Source organism: Listeria monocytogenes ATCC 19117 (assembly GCF_000307025.1).
Lineage (GTDB): Bacteria > Bacillota > Bacilli > Lactobacillales > Listeriaceae > Listeria > Listeria monocytogenes_B.
This window is the reverse complement of the sequence record NC_018584.1, coordinates 2,774,948-2,796,286: the sequence shown is the minus strand read 5'-3', so window position 1 is coordinate 2,796,286 and position 21,339 is coordinate 2,774,948. Positions and strand designations below refer to the sequence as shown.

Annotated in this window: 24 protein-coding genes, 1 other RNA gene and 1 riboswitch; of the genes, 17 read left to right on the top strand and 8 right to left on the bottom strand. The window is 39.1% G+C overall.

The window, feature by feature from the left end:
* Positions 1 to 16 precede the first annotated feature (16 nt).
* The 4 genes from LMOATCC19117_RS13890 to LMOATCC19117_RS13875 all read left to right on the top strand — a co-directional run bounded on the left by LMOATCC19117_RS13890 (position 17) and on the right by LMOATCC19117_RS13875 (position 3,920).
* Positions 17 to 955, top strand: a complete 939-nt coding sequence (locus LMOATCC19117_RS13890; RefSeq protein WP_003725008.1) for a GW domain-containing glycosaminoglycan-binding protein — start codon at positions 17 to 19, stop codon at positions 953 to 955.
* Positions 956 to 1,067: 112 nt separating this feature from the next.
* Positions 1,068 to 2,582 carry a gluconokinase gene (locus LMOATCC19117_RS13885; RefSeq protein ID WP_003743164.1) on the top strand — a complete coding sequence of 505 codons (1,515 nt, stop codon included), beginning with the start codon at positions 1,068 to 1,070 and terminating at the stop codon, positions 2,580 to 2,582.
* Between the two features lie 276 nt (positions 2,583 to 2,858).
* An RNA gene (gene ffs / locus LMOATCC19117_RS14915) (signal recognition particle sRNA large type) lies at positions 2,859 to 3,125 on the top strand.
* 153 nt (positions 3,126 to 3,278) lie between these two features.
* A complete protein-coding gene (locus LMOATCC19117_RS13875) occupies positions 3,279 to 3,920 on the top strand; it encodes a hypothetical protein (protein ID WP_003725005.1) in 642 nt (213 codons plus the stop codon).
* A gap of 31 nt (positions 3,921 to 3,951) precedes the next feature.
* On the opposite strand, the gene LMOATCC19117_RS13870 is transcribed toward LMOATCC19117_RS13875, so the two are convergent.
* On the bottom strand, positions 3,952 to 4,107 hold the full coding sequence (locus LMOATCC19117_RS13870; protein ID WP_003722069.1) for a hypothetical protein: 156 nt from the start codon (positions 4,105 to 4,107) through the stop codon (positions 3,952 to 3,954).
* A 440-nt stretch (positions 4,108 to 4,547) separates the two neighbouring features.
* Between LMOATCC19117_RS13870 and LMOATCC19117_RS13865 the strand changes: the two genes are divergently transcribed.
* From LMOATCC19117_RS13865 to LMOATCC19117_RS13830, 8 genes are all read left to right on the top strand, one after another.
* On the top strand, positions 4,548 to 5,912 hold the full coding sequence (locus LMOATCC19117_RS13865) for a PTS sugar transporter subunit IIC (RefSeq protein WP_003725004.1): 1,365 nt from the start codon (positions 4,548 to 4,550) through the stop codon (positions 5,910 to 5,912).
* A 134-nt stretch (positions 5,913 to 6,046) separates the two neighbouring features.
* Positions 6,047 to 6,268, top strand: a complete 222-nt coding sequence (locus tag LMOATCC19117_RS13860; RefSeq protein WP_003722067.1) for a hypothetical protein — start codon at positions 6,047 to 6,049, stop codon at positions 6,266 to 6,268.
* Between the two features lie 2 nt (positions 6,269 to 6,270).
* Positions 6,271 to 6,453 (top strand): DUF3188 domain-containing protein, encoded by a 183-nt coding sequence (locus LMOATCC19117_RS13855; RefSeq protein WP_003727657.1) that lies wholly within the window; start codon positions 6,271 to 6,273, stop codon positions 6,451 to 6,453.
* 17 nt (positions 6,454 to 6,470) lie between these two features.
* A complete protein-coding gene (locus LMOATCC19117_RS13850) occupies positions 6,471 to 6,935 on the top strand; it encodes a DUF3284 domain-containing protein (RefSeq protein ID WP_003722065.1) in 465 nt (154 codons plus the stop codon).
* 248 nt (positions 6,936 to 7,183) lie between these two features.
* Positions 7,184 to 8,923, top strand: a complete 1,740-nt coding sequence (gene dnaX / locus LMOATCC19117_RS13845) for a DNA polymerase III subunit gamma/tau (protein WP_003734231.1) — start codon at positions 7,184 to 7,186, stop codon at positions 8,921 to 8,923.
* Between the two features lie 29 nt (positions 8,924 to 8,952).
* Complete coding sequence (locus tag LMOATCC19117_RS13840; RefSeq protein WP_003722063.1) at positions 8,953 to 9,270, top strand: YbaB/EbfC family nucleoid-associated protein; 318 nt, start codon at positions 8,953 to 8,955, stop codon at positions 9,268 to 9,270.
* Between the two features lie 108 nt (positions 9,271 to 9,378).
* A complete protein-coding gene (gene recR / locus LMOATCC19117_RS13835; RefSeq protein WP_003722062.1) occupies positions 9,379 to 9,975 on the top strand; it encodes a recombination mediator RecR in 597 nt (198 codons plus the stop codon).
* 14 nt (positions 9,976 to 9,989) lie between these two features.
* Complete coding sequence (locus LMOATCC19117_RS13830) at positions 9,990 to 10,235, top strand: YaaL family protein (protein WP_003725002.1); 246 nt, start codon at positions 9,990 to 9,992, stop codon at positions 10,233 to 10,235.
* A gap of 45 nt (positions 10,236 to 10,280) precedes the next feature.
* Here the strand turns inward: LMOATCC19117_RS13830 and LMOATCC19117_RS13825 are convergent, their stop codons facing one another.
* Positions 10,281 to 11,123, bottom strand: coding sequence for an aldo/keto reductase (locus tag LMOATCC19117_RS13825; protein ID WP_003734232.1), 843 nt, complete (start codon positions 11,121 to 11,123; stop codon positions 10,281 to 10,283).
* A gap of 115 nt (positions 11,124 to 11,238) precedes the next feature.
* Here LMOATCC19117_RS13825 and LMOATCC19117_RS13820 point away from each other — a divergent pair, with 115 nt between their 5' ends.
* Positions 11,239 to 11,685: an NUDIX hydrolase gene (locus LMOATCC19117_RS13820; protein WP_003734233.1), complete on the top strand. Its 447-nt coding sequence runs from the start codon at positions 11,239 to 11,241 to the stop codon at positions 11,683 to 11,685.
* Between the two features lie 26 nt (positions 11,686 to 11,711).
* Here LMOATCC19117_RS13820 and LMOATCC19117_RS13815 read toward each other — a convergent pair whose 3' ends face one another.
* From LMOATCC19117_RS13815 to dhaK1, 5 genes are all read right to left on the bottom strand, one after another.
* Positions 11,712 to 12,551 (bottom strand): Cof-type HAD-IIB family hydrolase, encoded by an 840-nt coding sequence (locus LMOATCC19117_RS13815; protein WP_003734234.1) that lies wholly within the window; start codon positions 12,549 to 12,551, stop codon positions 11,712 to 11,714.
* Between the two features lie 118 nt (positions 12,552 to 12,669).
* A complete protein-coding gene (locus LMOATCC19117_RS13810; RefSeq protein ID WP_003724998.1) occupies positions 12,670 to 13,521 on the bottom strand; it encodes a MurR/RpiR family transcriptional regulator in 852 nt (283 codons plus the stop codon).
* A gap of 105 nt (positions 13,522 to 13,626) precedes the next feature.
* A complete protein-coding gene (gene dhaM1 / locus LMOATCC19117_RS13805) occupies positions 13,627 to 14,001 on the bottom strand; it encodes a dihydroxyacetone kinase phosphoryl donor subunit DhaM1 (protein WP_003724997.1) in 375 nt (124 codons plus the stop codon).
* Between the two features lie 3 nt (positions 14,002 to 14,004).
* Positions 14,005 to 14,601, bottom strand: coding sequence for a dihydroxyacetone kinase ADP-binding subunit DhaL1 (gene dhaL1, locus LMOATCC19117_RS13800; RefSeq protein WP_003727665.1), 597 nt, complete (start codon positions 14,599 to 14,601; stop codon positions 14,005 to 14,007).
* Positions 14,602 to 14,622: 21 nt separating this feature from the next.
* Entirely contained in the window at positions 14,623 to 15,612 is a 990-nt protein-coding gene (gene dhaK1, locus LMOATCC19117_RS13795) for a dihydroxyacetone kinase subunit DhaK1 (protein ID WP_003727666.1), read from the bottom strand.
* 183 nt (positions 15,613 to 15,795) lie between these two features.
* Here dhaK1 and LMOATCC19117_RS13790 point away from each other — a divergent pair, with 183 nt between their 5' ends.
* From LMOATCC19117_RS13790 to LMOATCC19117_RS13780, 3 genes are all read left to right on the top strand, one after another.
* Positions 15,796 to 17,175, top strand: a complete 1,380-nt coding sequence (locus LMOATCC19117_RS13790) for an aminotransferase class I/II-fold pyridoxal phosphate-dependent enzyme (protein ID WP_003727667.1) — start codon at positions 15,796 to 15,798, stop codon at positions 17,173 to 17,175.
* Between the two features lie 52 nt (positions 17,176 to 17,227).
* Complete coding sequence (tmk, locus tag LMOATCC19117_RS13785; RefSeq protein WP_003722053.1) at positions 17,228 to 17,854, top strand: dTMP kinase; 627 nt, start codon at positions 17,228 to 17,230, stop codon at positions 17,852 to 17,854.
* A 108-nt stretch (positions 17,855 to 17,962) separates the two neighbouring features.
* Positions 17,963 to 18,292 carry a cyclic-di-AMP receptor gene (locus LMOATCC19117_RS13780; RefSeq protein WP_003722052.1) on the top strand — a complete coding sequence of 110 codons (330 nt, stop codon included), beginning with the start codon at positions 17,963 to 17,965 and terminating at the stop codon, positions 18,290 to 18,292.
* A gap of 230 nt (positions 18,293 to 18,522) precedes the next feature.
* Here LMOATCC19117_RS13780 and LMOATCC19117_RS13775 read toward each other — a convergent pair whose 3' ends face one another.
* Positions 18,523 to 20,298: a 1,4-beta-N-acetylmuramoylhydrolase gene (locus LMOATCC19117_RS13775; RefSeq protein ID WP_003734235.1), complete on the bottom strand. Its 1,776-nt coding sequence runs from the start codon at positions 20,296 to 20,298 to the stop codon at positions 18,523 to 18,525.
* Positions 20,299 to 20,459: 161 nt separating this feature from the next.
* Between LMOATCC19117_RS13775 and LMOATCC19117_RS13770 the strand changes: the two genes are divergently transcribed.
* Positions 20,460 to 21,026 carry a TetR/AcrR family transcriptional regulator gene (locus LMOATCC19117_RS13770; protein WP_003722048.1) on the top strand — a complete coding sequence of 189 codons (567 nt, stop codon included), beginning with the start codon at positions 20,460 to 20,462 and terminating at the stop codon, positions 21,024 to 21,026.
* Between the two features lie 102 nt (positions 21,027 to 21,128).
* Positions 21,129 to 21,295, top strand: a riboswitch (M-box (ykoK) riboswitch).
* Positions 21,296 to 21,339: the final 44 nt, after the last annotated feature.

The window sequence follows — 21,339 nt, the reverse complement described above, 5'->3', positions numbered from 1 at the left end:
AAATAAGGAGCGAATAATGAAGAAGTTATTAAGCGGTTTAATTATTGTTTTAATGGTTAGCCTACTTGGTCACTCCTTTAATGCCGAAGCAGCATCCTACGAAAAAATCATTTATGACAAAGCAGTTAATCTAAAAGGGGTAGTAAATCAGTCAAAACGAAATGATGGTATTAATAGCAAGATGTACAAAACGAGTAGTAGTGTTAAGTACCTCGGTTCAGCTAAGAAATACGACAAGAAGACGTTGATTATTACGCGCGAAGGAAAAACAGCAAGAGCTAAATGGTATTATTGTAAGCTAGGAAATACTACAATCGGATGGATTGACTCGCGTGCCTTTACGAATGTCGGCAAACCAACAATTGCTGACACCGTTCCAGCTCTTTGGAACAGTAAAAAGGCAATCATCACCACAAAACCAAAGAATACTACCGCAACAACCTACTTTTTCCAAAAAAATAGTGCAGGAAATTGGTATGAAGTTCGTCATTTTACCAGTCATATTGGCAAATGGGGATTTGATCCAAAGTTCTCTGAAAAAAGTTCTGGAACTCCAGTTGGCGTTTATCGTACAGGCATTGCATTTGGGCAAAAGGGTAATCCTGGTACGAAGCTGACATTCAGAGCGATTACTAATAGAAGTTATTGGATTTCTAACTCTAACGACAAATCCTATAACACTTGGCAAGAACGCAATTCCTCTAGTTCTGCAGATGAAAAAATGAAGATTCCGCAGTACAAATACGGAATGGAAGTGAAATACAACGCTAAACGTGTAAAAGGTAAAGGATCGGCTGTGTTTTACCATGTTGATTCACCGAAATACAATTACACATTAGGTTGCGTCGCTCAAAGTGAAGCCAATACAAAAGAAGTGCTAAAATTCGCGGATAAAAATACACTTATTGTGTTAGGTGAAGAAAGCCGAATAAAAACTTTTTACGGTATAAATTAAGCTAGAGAATTTCTCTAGCTTTTTTGTTTGGCAAAAAAGCTAAGTAGCCTAGCCCCAAATTTTCTTCTATTTGACGTATAATAAAAAGAAACGAAAACGCGGGGTGAATTGTTTGACGAGTAAACCATACATAATGGGCGTAGACATTGGAACTTCAAGCACAAAGGCAGTACTTTTTAATCAACGAGGAGAAGTGATTTTCCGGCAGGCGACGCATTATGAACTAATAACGGATGAAACTGGGAAAGCGGAAGAGAGCCCCACGGAAATTTTCGAAGCAGTTTTATCATCTATTCAAGCTGTGATGAAAAATGTGAATAAAGAAGAATTAGCGGGGATTTCGTTTAGTTCTGCGATGCATAGTTTAATTATGGTTGGAAGTAATGGAGAGCTTTTGACTGAATGTATCACTTGGGCGGACGGACGAAGCAGTGAGACGCTTGAAAAAGTAAAAAGGGATAATTACTTATTCCAACTGTATGAGGCCACAGGAACGCCGATACACCCTATGAGCCCCTTTGCCAAAATTTGCTGGTTGAAGGAGGAAAAGCCTACTTTATTTAAACGCACAGAAAAATTTGTTGATATTAAATCCTATATTTTATACCGATTATTTGGTGTTTGGGTGATGGATGAATCGTTAGCATCGGGGACTGGACTATATAACATTATGGAGCACGACTGGGAATTTGAAGCAATGGAAATTGTCAAATTGACTCCTGATTTTTTGCCAAAAGTTGTACCAGAAACATATCAATTAACTGGCGTGAAAAAAGAATATGCTGAATTAATGGGAATCCCAGAAAATTTACCATTCATTGTAGGGGGGAGTGACGGGGCGCTAGCTAATATTGGTATTCAAGCGACCGGCCAAAATGATGTTACGATTACAGTAGGCACAAGTGGTGCAGTTCGCAAACTTACCAATCAATTCCAAATAGATTCTCGTGGTCGGACATTTTGCTACGGAGCTGGTGATGGCTACTTTATCGCAGGCGGCGCAGTGAATAATGGTGGAAAAGTAGTCGAGTGGGGTTTGCAACAATTTGGCTCTGAAGCTGAAATTAGTAGGCGTGATTTCGCAAGCTTTATTGCAAAAATAGAGGAAGTTCCTCCGGGCGCTGCGGGTCTTTTATTCCAGCCATATTTGTTAGGCGAGCGTGCACCATTTTGGACTAATGATATTCGAGGAGGTTTTGTTGGGCTGACGATTAATCATACAAAAGCCCATTTTATTCGTGCGATTTTGGAAGGTGTTGCTTTTAATCTTGCAGAAGTTTATGAGGCGGTTTCGGCTCCAGATGATATTATTTATGTCACAGGCGGGATTTCAGCGCATGATGCTTGGTGTAAACTTCTGGCGGATATTTTGAACCGAGAAATACGTGTTCCGCATACGATAGAAGGCTCAAGTTTAGGAGCAGCGATTATTGGTATGCGATCACTAGGGATTTTGAAGGATCTTAATCTAAAACATACACTGCCTATTAAAGCGGTATATCATCCAAGTGAGAACGTCCTTAAATACGCGGAATTACGTCTGATTTTTAAACAAGTAACCACACAGTTAATGTCGAGCTACAGCCAATTAAATAGTTGGCAAAAGAAGTTTGATATTAACAGCTAAATTTTGGATTTCATGATATAATCACTAAAAGAAAAGTGATGACGAGGGGGAGAAAACCATGAATAAAAAAATAGTATGGATAGCTTTAACATTAGTAGGTATTTGTGTAGTTGGTACGATTATCGCAGCAATCATGAGTGTTTACTTACGTTAAAAAATATTTCCGTGTTCCCGCTTGCACTTTTTAGATGAAAAAGGTACACTAGTAATTGAGCTCTTTTCAGAGTTTGCGCTAAATAATTTTTATTTGGCATTTAATTATTGGTAGCAAATTTGTCGTGCTAGACGGGGAGGTAGCGGCGCCCTGTAACCCGCAATCCGCTCTAGCGGGGTTGAATTCCTCATTTGAGGCATCGTAATTGTTTGGTCTGCCCTTGACAAGTGGTGTTGAAGGTTGGGTCTTGCGCAATGGGAACCTGTGAACCATGTCAGGTCCGGAAGGAAGCAGCATTAAGCAGTGCTTCTCATGTGCCGCGAGGTCGCCTGGCCCGAGCTAACTATCAGGGTAACGCAGATGATTGCATGTCGATGTGAGGTGCGCGACACTAATTTTAAATATATAAAAGACTATTTTGCTTAGCGCAGAGTAGTCTTTTTTCTACAAATCAGCCCTATCCTCAGAAAAATAATGTATAATGATTCATAAACTGGTACAATATAAAATAGTAAAGCAATTCATGACAAAGGATGAAAATAATGCAACAACTAAAATCAAAAAAGAAATGGCTGCCCGCTCTAATCGTCGCAGTTTTCGTAGGAATTATCGTAATCTTAGCAATTATGTTTGGCTTTTTTCAGCGCCAAGAAGTGTTTGATAAGTATGAAGTAGCTTACGAAATAGACGGCAAATTATATGAAGTCTTCCCAATTAGTGCGACAGATATTGGCGTAGATAAAAAATCCAAAGATAAAAATCTCTATTTCCGCGTGAATAGTTACTACAATATTGATTACTTATTCCGACTAGCTTATAAACAATATGAAATTAATGAACCATCTACCAATAAATATTACGCAGGTTTGATTGACTACAGCGTGGCCGATAATGCTTATGTTACACAAAAAGATGTGTATATCACAAACAATGAATCCTATGCAACATATGACTTTTTTGATAAGAATGGTAAGAAAATCTATACTTATAATCCTGAAGAAACATCAAATGATGATTACATTGTGCGTATCAAGCCGACAATTCTACAAGGATACGAAAAAAGTGATATCGGTAGCTATGATGACTATCTAAATATTACGGCACTTTTTAAAGATAAATTAGGCATGGACGTAAATGTCCGAATTGATGAGGATAAAGAAATGGTTATCTTCTCTATTAAATAAAAAAGAGCATCCCCGCGGATGCTCTTTTTTATTAATTATCATCTGTTTTCTTTTCAACATCTTGCTTTTTTTGTTCACTCGCATTTTTTGGTTCTTTTATATCATCAGGAAACACAATCGAAAAATGCTCTTTTTTCACAACTTTACTATTTTTCGACTCTTCCGGCATATCTCGTTTGACTGCCATATTTATCACCTCGAATTGTTGGTATTACTTAGCTTATGCTCATTATAACACAGAAAGAAGAATGGATAAATTAGTAAACTGTGTAATGTTAACGCTTACTTACACAGTTTTTTTCTGTATGTGTGTAATACAAGTTTAAAGGCAAGAAAGACAAGGCTTTCAAGAGATTAAAGGATGTTTTTTCCAAATTTAGTACTTGGCACGGAAATTGCAATAGATTAAGGTGAATCTAAATGTAAGCCTTATCATGAAGCGGAGAGGAGGGCTCCCAAAATTTCACGAGGTCATGCAAAGATTCCATCTGGTTTGTTTTAGTAATGGGGATTACTAGGACAAAGTAAACAGATATAGCTGATAAACTTAAAGGGAGTTTATACATAGAAATTATATTTTGTTTAAAAGATGAGTGTTAAATAAAAAGGTTTACGGGAGGATAAAATATGAATGGATTAACAGCATTTTTGGAAAAGTATTTTGTGCCAGTAGCAGCGAAAATTGGTTCACAAAAACATCTAGTTGCATTACGTGATGCTTTTATTTCAACAATGCCAATCACTATGGCTGGGTCAATTGCAGTACTTTTAAATGCGTTTTTTAGGGATTTTCCAACTGACTGGGGATGGACAGGATTTGTGGAAGCGATGCAACCACTTATCGGGATTAATGGATATGTATACAATGGGACATTAGCAATTGTTTCAATTATTTTTGCCTTTTCACTAGGGTATAATTTATCAAAAGCATATGAAGTGGATCGATTAGCTGGGGGGCTAGTTTCTCTTGCTGCTTTTGTTATGAACTTAACTGTTACTGTAAGCTTAGATGCAGTAAAAGCTGCGATTGCGGCTTCTAATGCAAATTTCGATGTAGCTACTTTACCAAAAGAATTTGCTGGAATTTACGGATTCTTTAGCCTAAGCCAAGTAAATGGTACCGGCTTGTTTACCGCAATGATTTTCGGTTTTATATCAACTATTATTTATGCGAAATTAATGCGCAGAAATATTATTATCAAAATGCCAGATTCTGTTCCACCGGCTGTAAGTAAAGCTTTCGCGGCGATTATTCCTGCGTTAGTTGCACTTTATGTTGTTGGTATTATTGACTGGGCATTCTTCAAAATCACAAATATGGACGTTATTACTTGGATTTCCAAAACAATTCAAGAGCCGTTATTATCACTTTCGCAAGGGTACGGAGCTGTTTTACTAGTTACTTTCTTAGTACAACTACTATGGTTCTTCGGGATTCATGGTCCGAACGTACTTGCTCCGGTTCTAGAATCACTTTGGGGTACAGCACAACTACAAAACATTAGTGCGGCACAAGAAGGCGCTAAATTACCATTCGAATGGGTACGTGGTTCTTTCGATGCGTATGTATGGATGGGTGGATCAGGCGGTACGCTTGTACTGATTATCGCATTACTAATGTTCTCGAAACGAGCGGATGCACGAACAGTTGCGAAATTGTCTCTTGCACCAGGTATATTTAATATTAACGAACCAATCATGTTTGGTTTACCGATCGTATTAAATACAATTTACTTAATACCATTCCTTATCGCGCCAATGGTAATGGTAACAATCGCTTACTTTGCAACAACACTTGGCATTGTCGGCCCAGTTAAAATTGCAGTAGTTTGGGTAATGCCGCCACTTCTGAATTCCTTCTTAGCAACCGGGGGAGATTGGATGGCACCAGTAATTTCACTCATAAATATGGTCGTCGCGTTCTTGATTTGGGTACCATTTGTTATTACCGCAAATCGCGTTGGTGTACCAGAAGAAGAGATGAAAGCTTAGAAAATAATAAGTTTCTGGCTAGGTGCAGCTAAATTGTGCCTAGCCAGTATATCATGTAGGAATTCCTGCACCATTTTTATTCATTGCAAGAAGCGAAAGATAACGTTAAACTATAGAAAAGGAGGTTTTTTTAAATGATTATTCTTAATTGTCCAATGAAGCGAGATTACATTACTGAATTACTTGAAACATATGATAAAGACGGTGTAACTTTTAAAAAAATAGACGAAAAAGGTATGAAACTTACTTTTGAAACAAATATTGAAGACGAAGAAAAGGCAGCAAAAATCGCCAAAGAAACTATAAAAGCAACTGAAATAGGTTCTGTACTCTATTTCCAAGTTAGCGTGGGTTGAAAATGAAAATTGTTAATGCACTATTTCTTATTAGTATAGGTCTTATTATTATTATGTTTAGTCCCTCTTATGGAAAAGATGGGATGGCTAGTGTACCTCTTCTAGTTACAGGACTTGCGGTTGTTTTAATCGGCTGTGTTTTCATCGTGCTAAAAATCCGTAAAGATAAGAAAGAAAAGAATTAGAAGGAGTCGATTAAAAAGTGAATGTCACACAGAAATTATATATATCCCAAAAAGAATGCTTTGATACACTAGTTAGCTCAGCAATCTATGATGTAAAAAATGCCACTGGTAAGACGCTTCAAGTACGAAAGTTAGAAGGATATAAATATCAACGTACGATGTCTAATGGCGCACTTGCTACAACAAAAATTGTTAAAGTGCAACCTAACGAACTTTATCAATTCGAAACGAGCAGCCGTGTGAACACTCATACGACGACGTATACGATAAAATCCACTAGCGAAACTACATGCGAAGTGACCTATAACGAATTAATCGAAACGGAAAAAGCGTTAAATAAAATGAATAATATTATTGTTGGTTTTATGTTTGGCTTCTTCCGTAAAAAACGTGTAAAAAACTTGCTGAAATCGATTGAGCTTTCGGTTATTAATGAGAGTAAGCAGAAGCAGGAGAAATTGGCTGCTAAAAGTGAACAGTAAGAGTTTGGAATCGGGCTTTTTCGGGGGTCTGGTTCTTTTTTTGGGGTTTGATTTTTGATTTTTGGTGGTGGTGGTTTTTGAAGCTAGCCCGGCTCAGGACGTTTTGAAACTTCTGGTAAGGATTAAATCATCGCTTTGCTCAGATTTATATTGAAGAAGTAGATCAAAACAAACAACGTTTTGAAACTTCTTCAACAATACGTTATAATAAAACTACTAAAATGGTTTTAGGTGAAGGAGAGTGGCAGATGGCGTATCAGGCTTTGTATCGGGTTTTTCGGCCGCAGTCGTTTCAGGATGTTGTTGGACAGGAACATGTGACGAAAACGCTTAAAAATGCCATTGTGCAAAATAAAACTTCGCACGCTTATTTATTTTCTGGGCCTCGGGGGACGGGGAAGACTAGTGCGGCGAAAATTTTTGCGAAGGCGATTAACTGTGAACACGGCCATGACGGGGAGCCTTGCAATGAATGTGAGATTTGTAAAGGTACGACGGACGGTTCTATACCAGATGTTCTTGAAATCGATGCTGCCAGTAATAACGGGGTTGAAGAAATTCGAGATATCCGGGAAAAAGTAAAATATGCGCCAACTGTGGCGAAATATAAAGTATATATTATCGATGAAGTGCATATGTTGTCGACGGGAGCGTTTAATGCGCTACTAAAAACGCTGGAAGAACCGCCGAAACATGTCATTTTTATTTTGGCAACAACAGAACCGCATAAGTTACCGCTAACGATTATTTCGAGAGTACAACGGTTTGATTTTAAACGAATCACGACACAAGATATTATTGGTCGTTTGAAATTTATTTTGGAAGAAGAAAAAATCCCTTATGATGAAAAAGCGTTGATGATTGTTGCGCGTGCGGCTGAAGGTGGAATGCGTGATGCGCTTAGTTTGCTCGATCAAGTTATATCTTACGGGTCAGAAGAAGTTACAGTGGAAGACGCGCTAGAAATAACAGGTTCGGTTGCTCAAAATCTCCTTACAAAACTAGTAAGTGCAGCGTTTGACGGCGATGCAGCAGAAGCGATTTCAACGCTGACAGCACTGCTAGCAGAAGGGAAAGACCCGGTTCGCTTAGTGGAAGATTTACTCGTATTCTTTAGAGATGTGCTGCTGTATCAAAAAGCGCCGAATCTGGAAGAAACACTGGAACGAGCTTTGATTGATGATGATTTTGTTGCTTTGGCAAAACGAGCAGATTCACTTAAAGTGTATGAGTTCGTGAAAATTTTAAATACAGCTCAGCAACAAATGCGTTTCTCGAATCATCCGGGTATTTATGTGGAAGTGGCGCTTGTTCAGTTAACTCAGGCGAGTCAATCAGTTGCAGGTGGCGGGAATGTGCCAGCAGATGCAGCTTCTGGAAGCGACCTCTCTGACTTAAAACGTCAAATGGAGCAAATGCATCAAGAGATACAAACGCTGAAAAATCAAATTGCCAGCGGGGCTGGAGCAGCGCCAGCCGATAAACCAACCCAAAATCGCGGTGGTTCTAAAAAAGCAATCAACAACGGCAAGCAATTTAAAGCGCCTATTGGTAAAATCAACCATGTGCTAGGTGAGGCTAAGAAAGAGAATTTACAGTTAATCCGTGGTTGTTGGGGCGAGTTATTATCAATGTTGATGGCATCTCAAGCAGCACTTTTAAATGACGCAGAACCTGTGGCTGCATCTCAGGACACTTTTGTGTTAAAATTTAAGCATGAGATTCACTGTCAAATGGCGATGGATAATCCGAACTTTGTTGAAACCATCACATCGAGTATTGCCCGACTGACTCAAGTAAATTATACTTTTATTGGTATCCCAGAAGATCAATGGGCTGACGTAAGAGAGAATTTCCTGCATAGTCATGGTAGCGACGGCGATGCGGAGGACGGCGCAAATCCAGAAGCTAAAAAACCAGCGGAAGATCCTTTTGTTGCAGAAGCCGCAAAACTCGTTGGTGAAGATTTGCTTGAAATTAAAGATTAAAAAACAATAGAAGAAAGAGGAGATTATTCATGCGTGGAATGGGAAATATGCAAGGTATGATGAAACAAATGCAAAAAATGCAAAAGGAAATGGCGAAAGCTCAAGCTGATTTAGAAGCTCAAGAGTTCACTGGAACTGCTGGTGGTGGAATGGTTACAGTAAAAGCTACTGGTAAACGCGTCATTACTGATGTTGTTATAAACGAAGAAGTAGTTGATCCAGAAGACATCGAAATGCTACAAGATTTAGTACTTGCAGCAACAAATGATGTATTAAAACAAATTGAAGATACAACTTCACAAACAATGGGTAAATTCACACAAGGATTAAATATTCCTGGAATGTAATATTGTTTGGTTTGAGACTCTTGGCTTATTTACAAGAGTCTCAACTATTTTTCAATAGAATGTTCCACGTGAAACATTTGTATTTTGAAGGTGAGAGGAAGACGAATTATGCATTATCCTGAGCCGATAACGAAATTAATAGATAGTTTTATGAAATTACCAGGAATTGGACCAAAATCGGCAGCTCGACTAGCTTTTTATGTGTTAGATATGAAAGAAGACGATGTGCTAGATTTTGCAAAAGCCCTTGTTGATGCGAAGCGAAACCTAAGCTTTTGTTCCGTTTGTGGTCACATTACAGATAAGGATCCATGTTATATTTGCGCTGATACGTCACGCGATCGAAGTGTTATCTGTGTAGTACAAGAATCCAAAGATGTCATTGCAATGGAAAAAATGCGTGATTTTCATGGCTTATACCATGTACTTCATGGAACAATTTCGCCAATGGATGGAATTGGACCAGAAGATATTAACATTCCTGATTTGCTGAAACGTTTGCAAGATGACACGATTGAAGAAGTTATTTTAGCAACCAACCCTAATGTTGAAGGAGAAGCCACGGCGATGTATATTTCGCGCTTATTAAAACCTTCAGGCATAAAAGTAACTAGAATAGCGCATGGCCTTCCAGTTGGCGGAGACTTGGAATATGCGGATGAAGTGACGCTCTCAAAAGCAATGGAAGGACGAAGAGAAGTATAATCAGAGGTGATAAAATGGAATCCAGAAGCAATAAGTTTGGTCGGAAGAAAAACAAGAAGATTGGTAAACTACACAAATCCTATGATGCTTATCTGATGGAATTGATTGAAGTCACGCAAGAAAAGTGGCACAAACAAAAAGTTCTAATGCGTAAAAGTTTTGAATATGATCCTAATTTAGAATATGAGGAAAAGAAAGCAGAAGCTCGCTATTTTTACCTTTTCAAAGAAGCACGTACAAGACAATTAAAAAACAAATAAAAAAATCTACTAAGCCAAATTGGTTTAGTAGATTTTTATTTTAGGCTAAATTTCTGATCTTACATACATTACGTCTGGTGCGTGGCTCACACGTTCACCAGTATTTAAACGCTCGACTTGGCGCATATCTGCTTCTGACAATTCAAAATCATAAATAGCTGCATTTTCTCTAATTCTTGAAGGTGTTTCTGATTTTGGAATAATGGAGATATTATTTTGTAAATGCCAACGAAGGACGATTTGAGCAGGTGATTTTCCGTGTTTTTTCGCTAGGTCAATAAGGATTTGCTCTTGTAAAACGCCACCTCGGCCAAGTGGGCTCCAAGCTTGGTGAACGATATGTAGCTCTTCTAAATAGCGGTGTAAAAGATGATTCGGAAAGTGCGGATGCGTTTCGAGTTGATCTACTACTGGAAGCACATTGGCACTTGTACGCAGGCGGTCCAGATGATGCGCTTCAAAGTTACTTACACCAATTGCGCGAACAAGTCCCTCGTCATATAATTTTTCCACAGCGCGCCAAGTGTCAAAAAAAGTATCTTGTTTTGGCCAATGGACTAAATATAAATCAATTTTGTCCAATTGTAGTTTTTTCTGCGATTTTTCAAAAGCCCGAAGCGTTTCATCGTAACCTTGCTCTGTATTCCACATCTTTGTTGTTACGAAAAATTCATCTCTTTTCAAGCCACTTGACGCAAAAAAGTCTCCAAGCTCTTTTTCATTATGGTAAAATGAAGCCGTATCAAACAAGCGATACCCGACATCCACCGCGGTTTCCAGCGCAGTACGCATACGCGCTTCATCCGTTAGCTTGTAGACCCCAAAACCATGTCTAGGCATTTCAATTCCATTGTTCAGTCTGTATGTATCCGAGAAAGAAAGTATCATTTCATTTACCTCCTACTTTAGTTTATTAACTTAAGCATACCAGAAAATGGAGAATTTCTGTAGAATGAAGGATAGAAATGCGATTTTTTTATAAATTCCAAAAGGACGTGAGTGAATGAGACAACCTTTTCAAGTTTTAGTTATACCGTTTATTAAAACGGAAGCAAATTATCAGTTTGGTGTTTTACATAGAACGGATGCAGATGTTTGGCAGTTTGTAGCTGGTGGAGGAGAAGATGAAGAGGCTATTTCAGAGACTGCTAAACGTGAAAGTATAGAAGAGTTGAATTTGGATGTCGATGTTAAAATGTATAGCTTGGATTCACATGCATCCATCCCTAATTTTCATTTCTCATTTAACAAACCATATGTTGTTCCAGAATATTGTTTTGCCATTGATTTAACGAGTTGTTCATATCAGGTTACATTATCTTTAGAGCATAGCGAGTTGCGCTGGGTTTCTTATGAGTCTGCTATTCAGTTATTGGAGTGGGATAGTAATAAAACGGCGCTTTATGAGCTAAATGAACGGTTGAAAAACAATGATATGAAGGCAATGTAAAAAAGGCTGAAACTCAGCCTTTTTTCTTAACTTGGGATTAAACTGTTTAGCACGTGCGCAATGCCGTCTTCATTATTGGATAATGTAACAGAGCTTGCTGCGGCTTTTAATTCAGGGACGGCATTTTGCATAGCGATTCCTGTTCCTGCATATTCGACCATGGTAATATCATTATGTCCATCTCCGAATGCGATAACATTTTCAGCGTGAATGCCCATCGGTGTTAAAACGGTATCAAGTGCTTTGGCTTTATCAATGCCCTGAGCTGTGAATTCAAAGTAAAAATCAGCTGTGAAGACACAATTAAGTGTATCTTTGAAAGGGGCCATCATTGCTTGATAATTTTCTTGCATATAGGCCGGGTCGCCAGCTGTGAGAATTTTATTTAGACGATAATCTAAAAATGCGGCTAAATCATCTTTTTCACAGAGTTTGAAATTCCCACCGCGAGATTCGTACTGAACGATATTTATTACTTCGCCGCGGTAAGGTACGTAGCAGTCATATACATCATTCGTGTACATATAATCCTCTTTATCAATCATTACTTTCACTTCAAATTGTTTCATGTGTTCTAAAACGGCTTTTCCTTCTTCAACAGTAAGTGCTTGGTTGAATAACTCTTCACTTGTCGCGCAATCAACTACTTTAGCGCCATTGTATGAAACGAGCAAACCGTGATGCTTTTCCATTTCTAATTGTTCCGCATATACGTGCATTCCTGTGGTTGGTCTACCAGATGCGAGAATAAGTTTAACACCATTCTCTTGCGCGGTGATGAGTGCTTTTTTTGTTTCTGGTGAGATTTTTTTGTCGTCGTTCAATAAAGTGCCATCAATATCTAAAATAATCGCTTGGGTTGTCATGTAAGTTTAGCTCCTTTTTTTCTTTATTGTATCACTAGAAATTAAGAAAAAATCAGATGTGGCGCATATTGAGAGCTTTTTTTCAATTTGAAAGGAAAATGGCTGTGTTTTTGAAAAATCATTCCAATTCGGTGTTCATTTTTTGGTAATTAGTCGTTTTGTATTGAATGTTTTTTTCGTAATTTTGATTAAAATAAATGGAATAAAGCGTATCGAAAATGCTTAGTAAAGATTGGCGTGTTGAGAACGAAGAGACTTTGTTGTAATGGTTCTCAGCGGATGCCATGTAGATTTTGTGTGTGGCAAATTCGACTAAAGGATTGTCTTGCATAGATGTAATTAAAATAATATCGACATTGTTTTCGGACAAGATTTTGACGACTCTTTGAAGCGTCCGACTCCGACCGCCGTAAGAGACGACGATGGCAATATGATTTTCATCGCTGTTGGCGGCCGATAAGCTTTGGATATAATCTTCTTCAGGAACATTGACTAAAACACCGATTTCCTGCATTTGGAATTTGAAGTTTTGAGCAAAAAATAAATTGGCGGAAGCCGCATAAACATCAATGGTTTTCGCTTGAATTAATTTTTCACCAATTTTGACAAGTTCTTCTGGATCGGCGTTGTTTAATGTTTCATCAATGGTTCCTTTGTATATTTGGTTTAGGTTGGTCATTATTTGGTAGGGTGTATCGGATTCCAAAATAGGATAATCGTAATTTAAATCTTTTTCTTCATTTGTTTCACGGAGACTCGAGGCAATTTCGATTTTCAGTTCACCGATTCCGTTTAGTCCTAGTTTGTTAATTAAACGGTAGATAGTTGCAGCGGAGACAAAGGCAGCAGTAGCTAATTCTTTTGGTTTGCACTGTAATGTTTTTTTCGGGTTCGCTAAAATATAATTCGCAAGTTCTTTTTCACTATTGGTTAAATTGGTTAGTTCGCGTATTTTAATTAAAATATTCATCGTTTCAAATCCTAACTTTTTAGAATGGGAATTTGTTTTAAATAATTATACCATTAAATAAAAAAGTCCCTCTAGACAAATTGCATCTAAAGGGATTTTTTTCAGTTATTTAATTTCAATTGTTTTAAGATTTGCTGCGATGACTTCTGGTTTTTCATCCATTTGAACTTGAGCAGCAGTAGCGTAAGCACCTTCTAAAATTGGTGCATTAAAGAGAATAATTTCTTTTTCGCTGATTTCTTCTACTGTTTCTATATTCATTTTGGCGCTTCCGAGGTCGTAGAAAGTGTAGACTTTATTAGCTTCGTTACTTTCAATCGCTTCATTTACGGCATCAAAACTTGTGCCAATGCGACCGTCTTCTGTTCCACCGGCATGCGTGATAGAGACGTCTGGGGCAATTTCTTTAATAATATCATGGACGCCTTTTGCCACATCTTTGGAATGAGAAATGATAACAACGCCATAAGGTTTAGCCATGGGTTAGCTCACCTCCGTTTGAAGCATTGCGTGAAATAGCAGGGCAGAAGAGTAAGCGCCAGGGTCAAGGTGACCAATTGACCGCTCACCAAGATAACTCGCGCGACCTTTAGTAGCTTTTAAATCTTTTGTTTTTTGTAAAGCGGCATCAACAACATCATCTGTTAAATCTTCCTGATGAAGCGCATTTACAACCGGTTCCCAAACATCAATCATTGTTTTCTCGCCAGCATGGGATTTACCGCGTTTTTCAATCCCTTCAAGTCCTGCTTCAAGCACTTTGGTTAAGCCTTCCGCGTCAATTGTTTCTGAATCTACCGCTTTACTCATGTTTAAAAAGGCTGTTCCATAAAGTGGTCCAGATGCGCCGCCGACCTTGCTGACCATCGTCATCCCAGCGGTTTTAAATACATCTTTTAAATCAGCGGGTTCTTTTTCTGTGAAAGCTTTTTTGAGTTCGCCGAGTCCGCGAGCCATATTGATACCGTGGTCTCCGTCGCCAATCGCTTGGTCGAGATCACTTAATAATTGTTTGTTTTCTTGTACGCGTTCGCCGAAGTCATTTAACCAGCGTAACGCCCAATCTTTATCATAAGTCATGATTCATTCCTCCAAATTTTATTACCATGCAATTGTGTCCACTGGGAGTTTCAACATATCAACCCATTTTTCGTCCTCTAATTTCAAAATGGTTAAGGATAAACCAGCCATTTCAAGAGAAGTCATATAATCTCCAACGAGTGTTTTTTCAACTTGAACGCCGGCATTTTTTAGAAGTTCATGGACATCATTTGCGAAAACATATTGTTCCATAAGTGGTGTTGCGCCCATGCCGTTCACGAGCACAACCACTTTATCTCCAGGTAGGAGTTTACTTTCATTGCTAATCCGTTCGTACAGTTGCTTCGCTAAACTTGCAGATGGCATGATTTTTTCACGCGTAAAGCCAGGTTCACCGTGGATACCAATGCCAAGTTCGATTTCGTCGTCACCAAGCTCAAAGCCAGGATGTCCAACCTCAGGAACAGTACATGGAGTAAGTGCGACACCAAGCGTTTTAACCGAAGCAATTACTTTTTCACCAAGGGCTTTCAGTTCATCAAGAGATGCGCCTGCTTCTGCGGCTGCCCCGATAATTTTATGCACGAGAACAGTCCCGGCTACACCGCGGCGTCCCGTTGTAAAAGTACTATCCTCAACAGCAATATCATCATCTACTACAATTTGTTCTACTTTAATATCATCGGCATCTGCTAAATCTGCCGCCATTTCAAAATTCATTACGTCACCAGTATAATTTTTTACGATTAAAAGTACACCAGCGCCTTGATCTGCGGCTTTTATACCTTCATAAATTTGGTCGGGAGTTGGGGAAGTGAAAACATCGCCACATACAGCCGCAGAGAGCATTCCGCGACCAACATAACCAGCATGAGCCGGCTCGTGACCAGAACCTCCACCGCTTACAAGTCCGACTTTTCCTGGACGTTTATCATTTCTTGCAATGACGCGAGTTCCTTCGACACGGTGAACAACATCAGCATGCGATTTCACTAAACCTTCCACCATCTGTTCTACTACTTGATCAGTACCGTTAAGAATCTTCTTCATCTGACAAAAAACCTCCTTTAAAATTGTCCTCTTACCTCAATTTCCCTTTACTAGAAAGTCAAAACGTAGTTGCTGTCTTTATTATACAACTTATAAAATGAAAACGCTTTAAAACTGCAAGAATGTGTCATAAACCCAGCAAAATGGTACAATGAAGGAGAGAATTTGAAAAGGGGAATTGTTATGAGGAATCAATCTAAAATGCCTTTAGTGGAACGGTTAGATGCTCATGCTAAGTCTTGCCCAATATCACTCCATGTTCCTGGACACAAAAGTGGAGCCATTTATCCAGATGCATGGCAAAAATTTTTGAAATGGGACGTAACAGAAATCACTGGAATGGATGATTTGCACCACCCGGAAGATGTGATTTTGGAAGCAGAAGAGTTACTTGCAGAATGTTATGGAAGCAAAAAAAGCTACTTTTTAGTTAACGGAACAAGCGGAGGAAGCTTGGCGGTTATTATGGCGACGTTGAAGCACGGGGAGAAAGTTTTAGTGCCAAGAGATGCGCATAAATCAATCTTGCATGGAATCGAACTGGCAGGCGGAGAACCGATTTTCTTAACCCCAGCGACAAACAAAGAAGTTGGCGTCGCGAGTGGCGTGACAACCGAACTTCTCGAAGAAACATTACATAATCACCCAGATATAAAACTATGTATTTTCACTTATCCGAGCTATTATGGAACGACTTTTAACTTGCAAAAATGTATTCGCATTGCGCATGATTTTGGTGCGGTTGTGTTTGTTGATGAAGCGCACGGAGCCCACTTTTTAACAAGTTCTGAATTTCCGAAAAGTGCAGTGGAGCTTGGTGCGGATGTGGTTGTTCAGTCGGCGCATAAGACGTTGCCGGCGCTAACGATGGGTTCCTATTTACATGTGGTGAATGATTTACCGATTTTTGAAAAACTACCTTATTACCTGCAAGTATTCCAAACGAGCAGCCCATCTTATTTAATTATGGCGTCACTTGATGCGGCGAGGAAATATGCGGCAACTTACACAGCGGCGGACGTCGAAGCTTTTTGGAAAATGCGTGCCAGATGGATTAAATGGCTGACGAAGAATAAATTTGACGTTATTTTGCCAGATGATCCGCTTAAAATCATCGTGCGCAAAACAGGCTACACGGGCTACGAACTGCAAGCAATTTTTGAAGAAAGTTCTTATTTCCCAGAGCTTGCCGATGAGTCACAGGTATTACTGATTTTACCATTAATTAAAAAAGGGATTGATTTCACGCCGATTAGCCGGATTCATTCTCCGGTGAAAAAAGAAATCGCGAAAGAACCATATGAAATGTCAGCGCCTTTTGCGTCAGGTCTTGCGCTAACTTACGAAGAAATGCACGCACGCGCGACCGAATTCGTATTACTAGATGAAGCTACGACACGCGTTTCGGCTGAAACAATCTCGCTCTATCCGCCGGGAATTCCAGCAATCATCCGCGGAGAAAGCATCACAGAAAAGCATATCCGCGAACTAAAAAACATTCGCACACGCCACTACCAAGGCGGCGAAAAACTAGCCGAGAATTACATCCGTGTATTCCGCTAATTTATGCTATAATCAAACAGAAAGCGACGCGAAAGGGAAAGGAAATTACTAAATGAAAGCAATTTTTATTACACTCGAAGGCCCAGATGGCTCTGGTAAAACAACAGTAGGAACACTACTTAATCAAAAAATGACGGAAGCTGGCATTGATTTTATTAAAACGCGCGAACCAGGTGGCAGCCCGATTTCAGAAAAAGTAAGAAATATCGTGCTCGGAATTGGCAATGAAGAAATGGACCCAAAAACAGAAGTACTACTTATTGCGGGAGCGCGCCGTCAACATGTCGTTGAAACAATCCGTCCAGCTCTAGCGGCAGGGAAAACAGTACTGTGTGACCGTTTCATGGATAGCTCTCTTGCGTATCAAGGTGCCGGACGTGACATGAATATGGAACAAGTTTTACAAGTGAATTTATATGCGATTGAGGATACATTGCCTGACCGGACGTACTATCTCGATGTGCCTGCCGAAGTCGGTTTAGCTAGAATCGCCGCTAATAAGGGCCGTGAAGTCAATCGCTTGGATAAAGAAGATATTACCTACCACGAAAAAGTCCAAGCTGGCTACGAAAAAGTCATCAACATGTTCCCGGAACGTTTTATGCGAGTGGACGCTACAAAGACACCAGAAGAAATCACAGAAACTATTTTAGCGGACATTTTACGACAATTAGCCTAACATCTAGTGGGACTTCAACACCTTGCCACAAGTGCATATCGCTCTTTAAAATGGCGTTTGTTTGCTATAATAGAAAAAAAGATAGATTTTTAGGAAGGGTTGATTTCTTTGAAACTGATATTTGCAATCGTCCAAGACCAAGATAGCAACCGTTTGTCTGACGCACTTACAAAAGGCAATTTCGGTGCGACCAAGTTAGCTACAACTGGTGGATTTTTAAAAGCAGGCAACACCACATTTATCATCGGTACAGAAGATGAACGTGTAGAAGATGCCCTAGCGATAATCAAGGAAAACTGTAAAGCACGCGAACAAATGATGACACCATCCGCTTCCTTAGGTGTGACGGTAGATACGTATGTGCCTTACCCAATCGAAGTACAAGTTGGCGGCGCAACCGTGTTTGTAATGCCGGTGGAAAGTTTCCATCATTTTTAAAACAGAGAAAAAGCAGGTATGCGATAAGGGCTACCTGCTTTTTTTATCTATAATGGGAATTAGATGCTTTAAACTATCAATGCGAGATAAATGAATTATAACCAATAGACTCTGCTATTCAGATTGTCATTAGAATCTGTTTAATTTAATAAAAAAACCGCAGACAAAGCAATTTCTCGCTTTATCCGCAGTTTCTGACCTATCTCGCTCATGAGGTAGGCTTTTTACATTCACTTAATCGTCAATTTCTGTCCAACATGAATCATGTTGCTTGTTAACTTGTTCCAAGCTTTAATATTATCTACAGTTGTTTTATATTGTCTAGAAATGGCCCATAAAGAGTCGCCTTTTTTGACGGTGTATGTTTTTACTGTGGAATTACTTGGTTTATTTGTGCTTGGTTTTGCGGTATTTGTGTTTGTAGTAGTTCCGGCGCTAACTTTAAGTTTTTGTCCTGGGTAAATGAAATCGGATTTTAAGTTGTTCCAGGATTTTAGGTTAGCAATAGTTACTTTGTGGTTGTTAGCGATTCTCCAAAGTGAGTCACCTTTTGCTACCGTATAAACTTTAGCGTTCGTGTTCGTATTTGTGCTTGGTTTGGATGTATTCGTGTTTGTGCTCGGTTTAGAAGTATTTGTGTTAGAAGTAGAACCGGCACTTACTTTAAGTTTTTGACCTGGATAAATGAAATCGGATTTCAGATTGTTCCAGGATTTTAGGTTAGCAATAGTTACTTTATGGTTGTTAGCGATTCTCCAAAGCGAGTCACCTTTTACAACTGTGTATACTTTAGCGTTTGTGCTAGTGCCTGTACTTGGTTTGGATGTACTTGTTCCTGTGCTCGGTTTCGATGTATTCGTATCCGATGTAGTGGAACCAGCACTTACTTTAAGTTTTTGCCCTGGGTAAATGAAATCAGATTTAAGATTATTCCAAGCTTTTAGGTTCGCGACGGTTACTTTATGGTTATTAGCGATTCTCCAAAGTGAGTCCCCTTTTACAACTGTGTAAATTTTTGCATTGGAGGTGTTTCCGGTGTTGCTAGAATTTCCAGTGTTACCAGTACTTCCGGAGTTTCCGCCAGTTGTTTTGCCACTGTCATATTGGGTTAAATTATATCGGCTAATCAAGTCATTTAATTTCGTTGCATAGGCTGTGTCTGTTGCGTACGTTCCAGTTAAGGCTTTCGTTGCGTCTTTGTAGGAAGTAGTGTTGCTTTTCCAAACTTTGGAGTAGTAATTTGGGTTCCAGCTTGGGCCATTTCGAATGACTTGTGCGTAATCTTCTAAGGATTGGTGATAAGACGGATATTTTCTAAATTTAGCTGTGATTGTGTAGTAGTTTCCTTTACCATCATCTTCTAGTGTTTGTTTTGTATAAGACTGGCCGTTGTAAGCTCCTTTGATTCCAAAAAGGTTATAGTTTGGAGCAGAGCCTAATTCGCTCGTTCCATAGGCGCTTTCTAAAATGGCTTGGGCGATCATGACAGATGCGTACAGGTCATTTTCTGCTGCAATTTGGGAAGAAGAGGCTTGGATTGTTTGGATAAAGCTTTGAACAGTTGCTCCCGAACGGAGTGCTGATTTTTGTAATAGGTTGTATGTAGCTGGTGTAGAAGAGCTTGTTGCATTGTCAGGATTGCTAACTGTTGCGGGTTCAGCTGGAGCTTTTTCTACTTGCTTCGCTGCAGCTTGATTTTCTTCTGCTGTCTTTGTTTGTTCTTTTGTTTCAGTTTGCTTAGCTTCAACGGTTGGTTCTGTTGTGTTTTCAGGAGTGGCCGTTGCTGGTGTTTCTTTAGTTGTGTTAGCTTCAGCGCTTTTAGATGCTTCGTCAGCAGGCGCTGTTTCGTCTGCGCTAACGATTACTTCGATGCCGGGAACAGTGATAGAGGTTGCGATGGCAGTAACCCCAGCAATCGTTGCACCAGTTTTGAATTTTTTACTTTTTTTGTTTTTCTTTTCTTCTTGTAAGGCTTCAAGAATACGTTCTTTTCTCGTCTTTTGCATGGTAAGTCACTTCCGATTCTTTAAATATTCTACATCCATTATTACATACTTCACATTACTTATGATTGATATCGACAAATTGTAATTAAATTGTCAAAAAGGCTCGTCTTTGTTATACTGAATATAAGCAAGTGCTTACTTAGTTGAACGGGGGTAAAATAATGATTACAAACGAATCCATCATGGATGCAACGCTTTGTATGATGGCGAAACACGGCATCAAAGGCTCCACAACAAGACAATTAGCAGAAGCCGCTGGAATAAATGAAGCTACGATTTTTAAAAAATTTAAGAGTAAAGACAATCTTATTCATATGACGCTGGAAGTCCAATTTGAAAGTATGAAGGCGGAAATCAATCAATTTTTTGATAAAGATTTTGAGAGTGCCAAGGTGTTTCTACGTCAAGCGAGTCAATTTATTTCGGATATTTATGAAAAATATCGGGACTTTATGGTGATTTCTGTTCGAGAAATGGGCAGCAAAGATATGGAATTTATTGATCCATCGATTGTGGAATATTTGTATGAACGGGTTAATCAAAAAGTAAAAGAAATGGTTCCGAGTAAGAACTCTGCGCAAGAAGCAGATGCGATTTCTTTGATTTTAAATAGTGTTATTTTGCTTATTATGGTGGAAAAAGTACGCGATGATATTTATAAGCGCCCGCCAACGATTACAACAACCGCAGATTCATTAGCAGATGTTTTGTTAAAATTATTGAAATAAATCACGAAAAGTTAAATAAAAGTTAAGTATTTTACATTTTGTCTTGCGGGCTTAGATTTTCTATGTTAAACTCGTAGACGATTAGAGCGATAATAAATATGTAGTTTTGCCTGTTAGGTGAGGCTCCTATGCAAACACAGGCCACTGCCCAAAAATGTCCAAAGACGCCAATGGGTAGAACAGGGATTGTCGGATTAAGGCTTTCCATAATGTGGCTAAGAGTATTCTTTACGTTGCATAGTGCCAAAACTTTAGCGAGGGGAGTCTGTTTTAGTATGCGTATAAACTCAGAAGTCCTTGCCAAGGTTTTGGT

Excerpts from the sequence above, each read along its gene's own strand:
- LMOATCC19117_RS13890 (WP_003725008.1), top strand. The coding sequence starts at position 17 with ATGAAGAAGTTATTAAGCGGTTTAATTATTGTTTTAATGGTTAGCCTA.
- LMOATCC19117_RS13875 (WP_003725005.1), top strand. The coding sequence starts at position 3,279 with ATGCAACAACTAAAATCAAAAAAGAAATGGCTGCCCGCTCTAATCGTC.
- LMOATCC19117_RS13870 (WP_003722069.1), bottom strand. The coding sequence starts at position 4,107 with ATGGCAGTCAAACGAGATATGCCGGAAGAGTCGAAAAATAGTAAAGTT.
- LMOATCC19117_RS13865 (WP_003725004.1), top strand. The coding sequence starts at position 4,548 with ATGAATGGATTAACAGCATTTTTGGAAAAGTATTTTGTGCCAGTAGCA.
- LMOATCC19117_RS13860 (WP_003722067.1), top strand. The coding sequence starts at position 6,047 with ATGATTATTCTTAATTGTCCAATGAAGCGAGATTACATTACTGAATTA.
- LMOATCC19117_RS13855 (WP_003727657.1), top strand. The coding sequence starts at position 6,271 with ATGAAAATTGTTAATGCACTATTTCTTATTAGTATAGGTCTTATTATT.
- dnaX (WP_003734231.1), top strand. The coding sequence starts at position 7,184 with ATGGCGTATCAGGCTTTGTATCGGGTTTTTCGGCCGCAGTCGTTTCAG.
- LMOATCC19117_RS13840 (WP_003722063.1), top strand. The coding sequence starts at position 8,953 with ATGCGTGGAATGGGAAATATGCAAGGTATGATGAAACAAATGCAAAAA.
- recR (WP_003722062.1), top strand. The coding sequence starts at position 9,379 with ATGCATTATCCTGAGCCGATAACGAAATTAATAGATAGTTTTATGAAA.
- LMOATCC19117_RS13830 (WP_003725002.1), top strand. The coding sequence starts at position 9,990 with ATGGAATCCAGAAGCAATAAGTTTGGTCGGAAGAAAAACAAGAAGATT.
- LMOATCC19117_RS13825 (WP_003734232.1), bottom strand. The coding sequence starts at position 11,123 with ATGATACTTTCTTTCTCGGATACATACAGACTGAACAATGGAATTGAA.
- LMOATCC19117_RS13820 (WP_003734233.1), top strand. The coding sequence starts at position 11,239 with ATGAGACAACCTTTTCAAGTTTTAGTTATACCGTTTATTAAAACGGAA.
- LMOATCC19117_RS13815 (WP_003734234.1), bottom strand. The coding sequence starts at position 12,551 with ATGACAACCCAAGCGATTATTTTAGATATTGATGGCACTTTATTGAAC.
- LMOATCC19117_RS13810 (WP_003724998.1), bottom strand. The coding sequence starts at position 13,521 with ATGAATATTTTAATTAAAATACGCGAACTAACCAATTTAACCAATAGT.
- dhaM1 (WP_003724997.1), bottom strand. The coding sequence starts at position 14,001 with ATGGCTAAACCTTATGGCGTTGTTATCATTTCTCATTCCAAAGATGTG.
- dhaL1 (WP_003727665.1), bottom strand. The coding sequence starts at position 14,601 with ATGACTTATGATAAAGATTGGGCGTTACGCTGGTTAAATGACTTCGGC.
- dhaK1 (WP_003727666.1), bottom strand. The coding sequence starts at position 15,612 with ATGAAGAAGATTCTTAACGGTACTGATCAAGTAGTAGAACAGATGGTG.
- LMOATCC19117_RS13790 (WP_003727667.1), top strand. The coding sequence starts at position 15,796 with ATGAGGAATCAATCTAAAATGCCTTTAGTGGAACGGTTAGATGCTCAT.
- tmk (WP_003722053.1), top strand. The coding sequence starts at position 17,228 with ATGAAAGCAATTTTTATTACACTCGAAGGCCCAGATGGCTCTGGTAAA.
- LMOATCC19117_RS13775 (WP_003734235.1), bottom strand. The coding sequence starts at position 20,298 with ATGCAAAAGACGAGAAAAGAACGTATTCTTGAAGCCTTACAAGAAGAA.
- LMOATCC19117_RS13770 (WP_003722048.1), top strand. The coding sequence starts at position 20,460 with ATGATTACAAACGAATCCATCATGGATGCAACGCTTTGTATGATGGCG.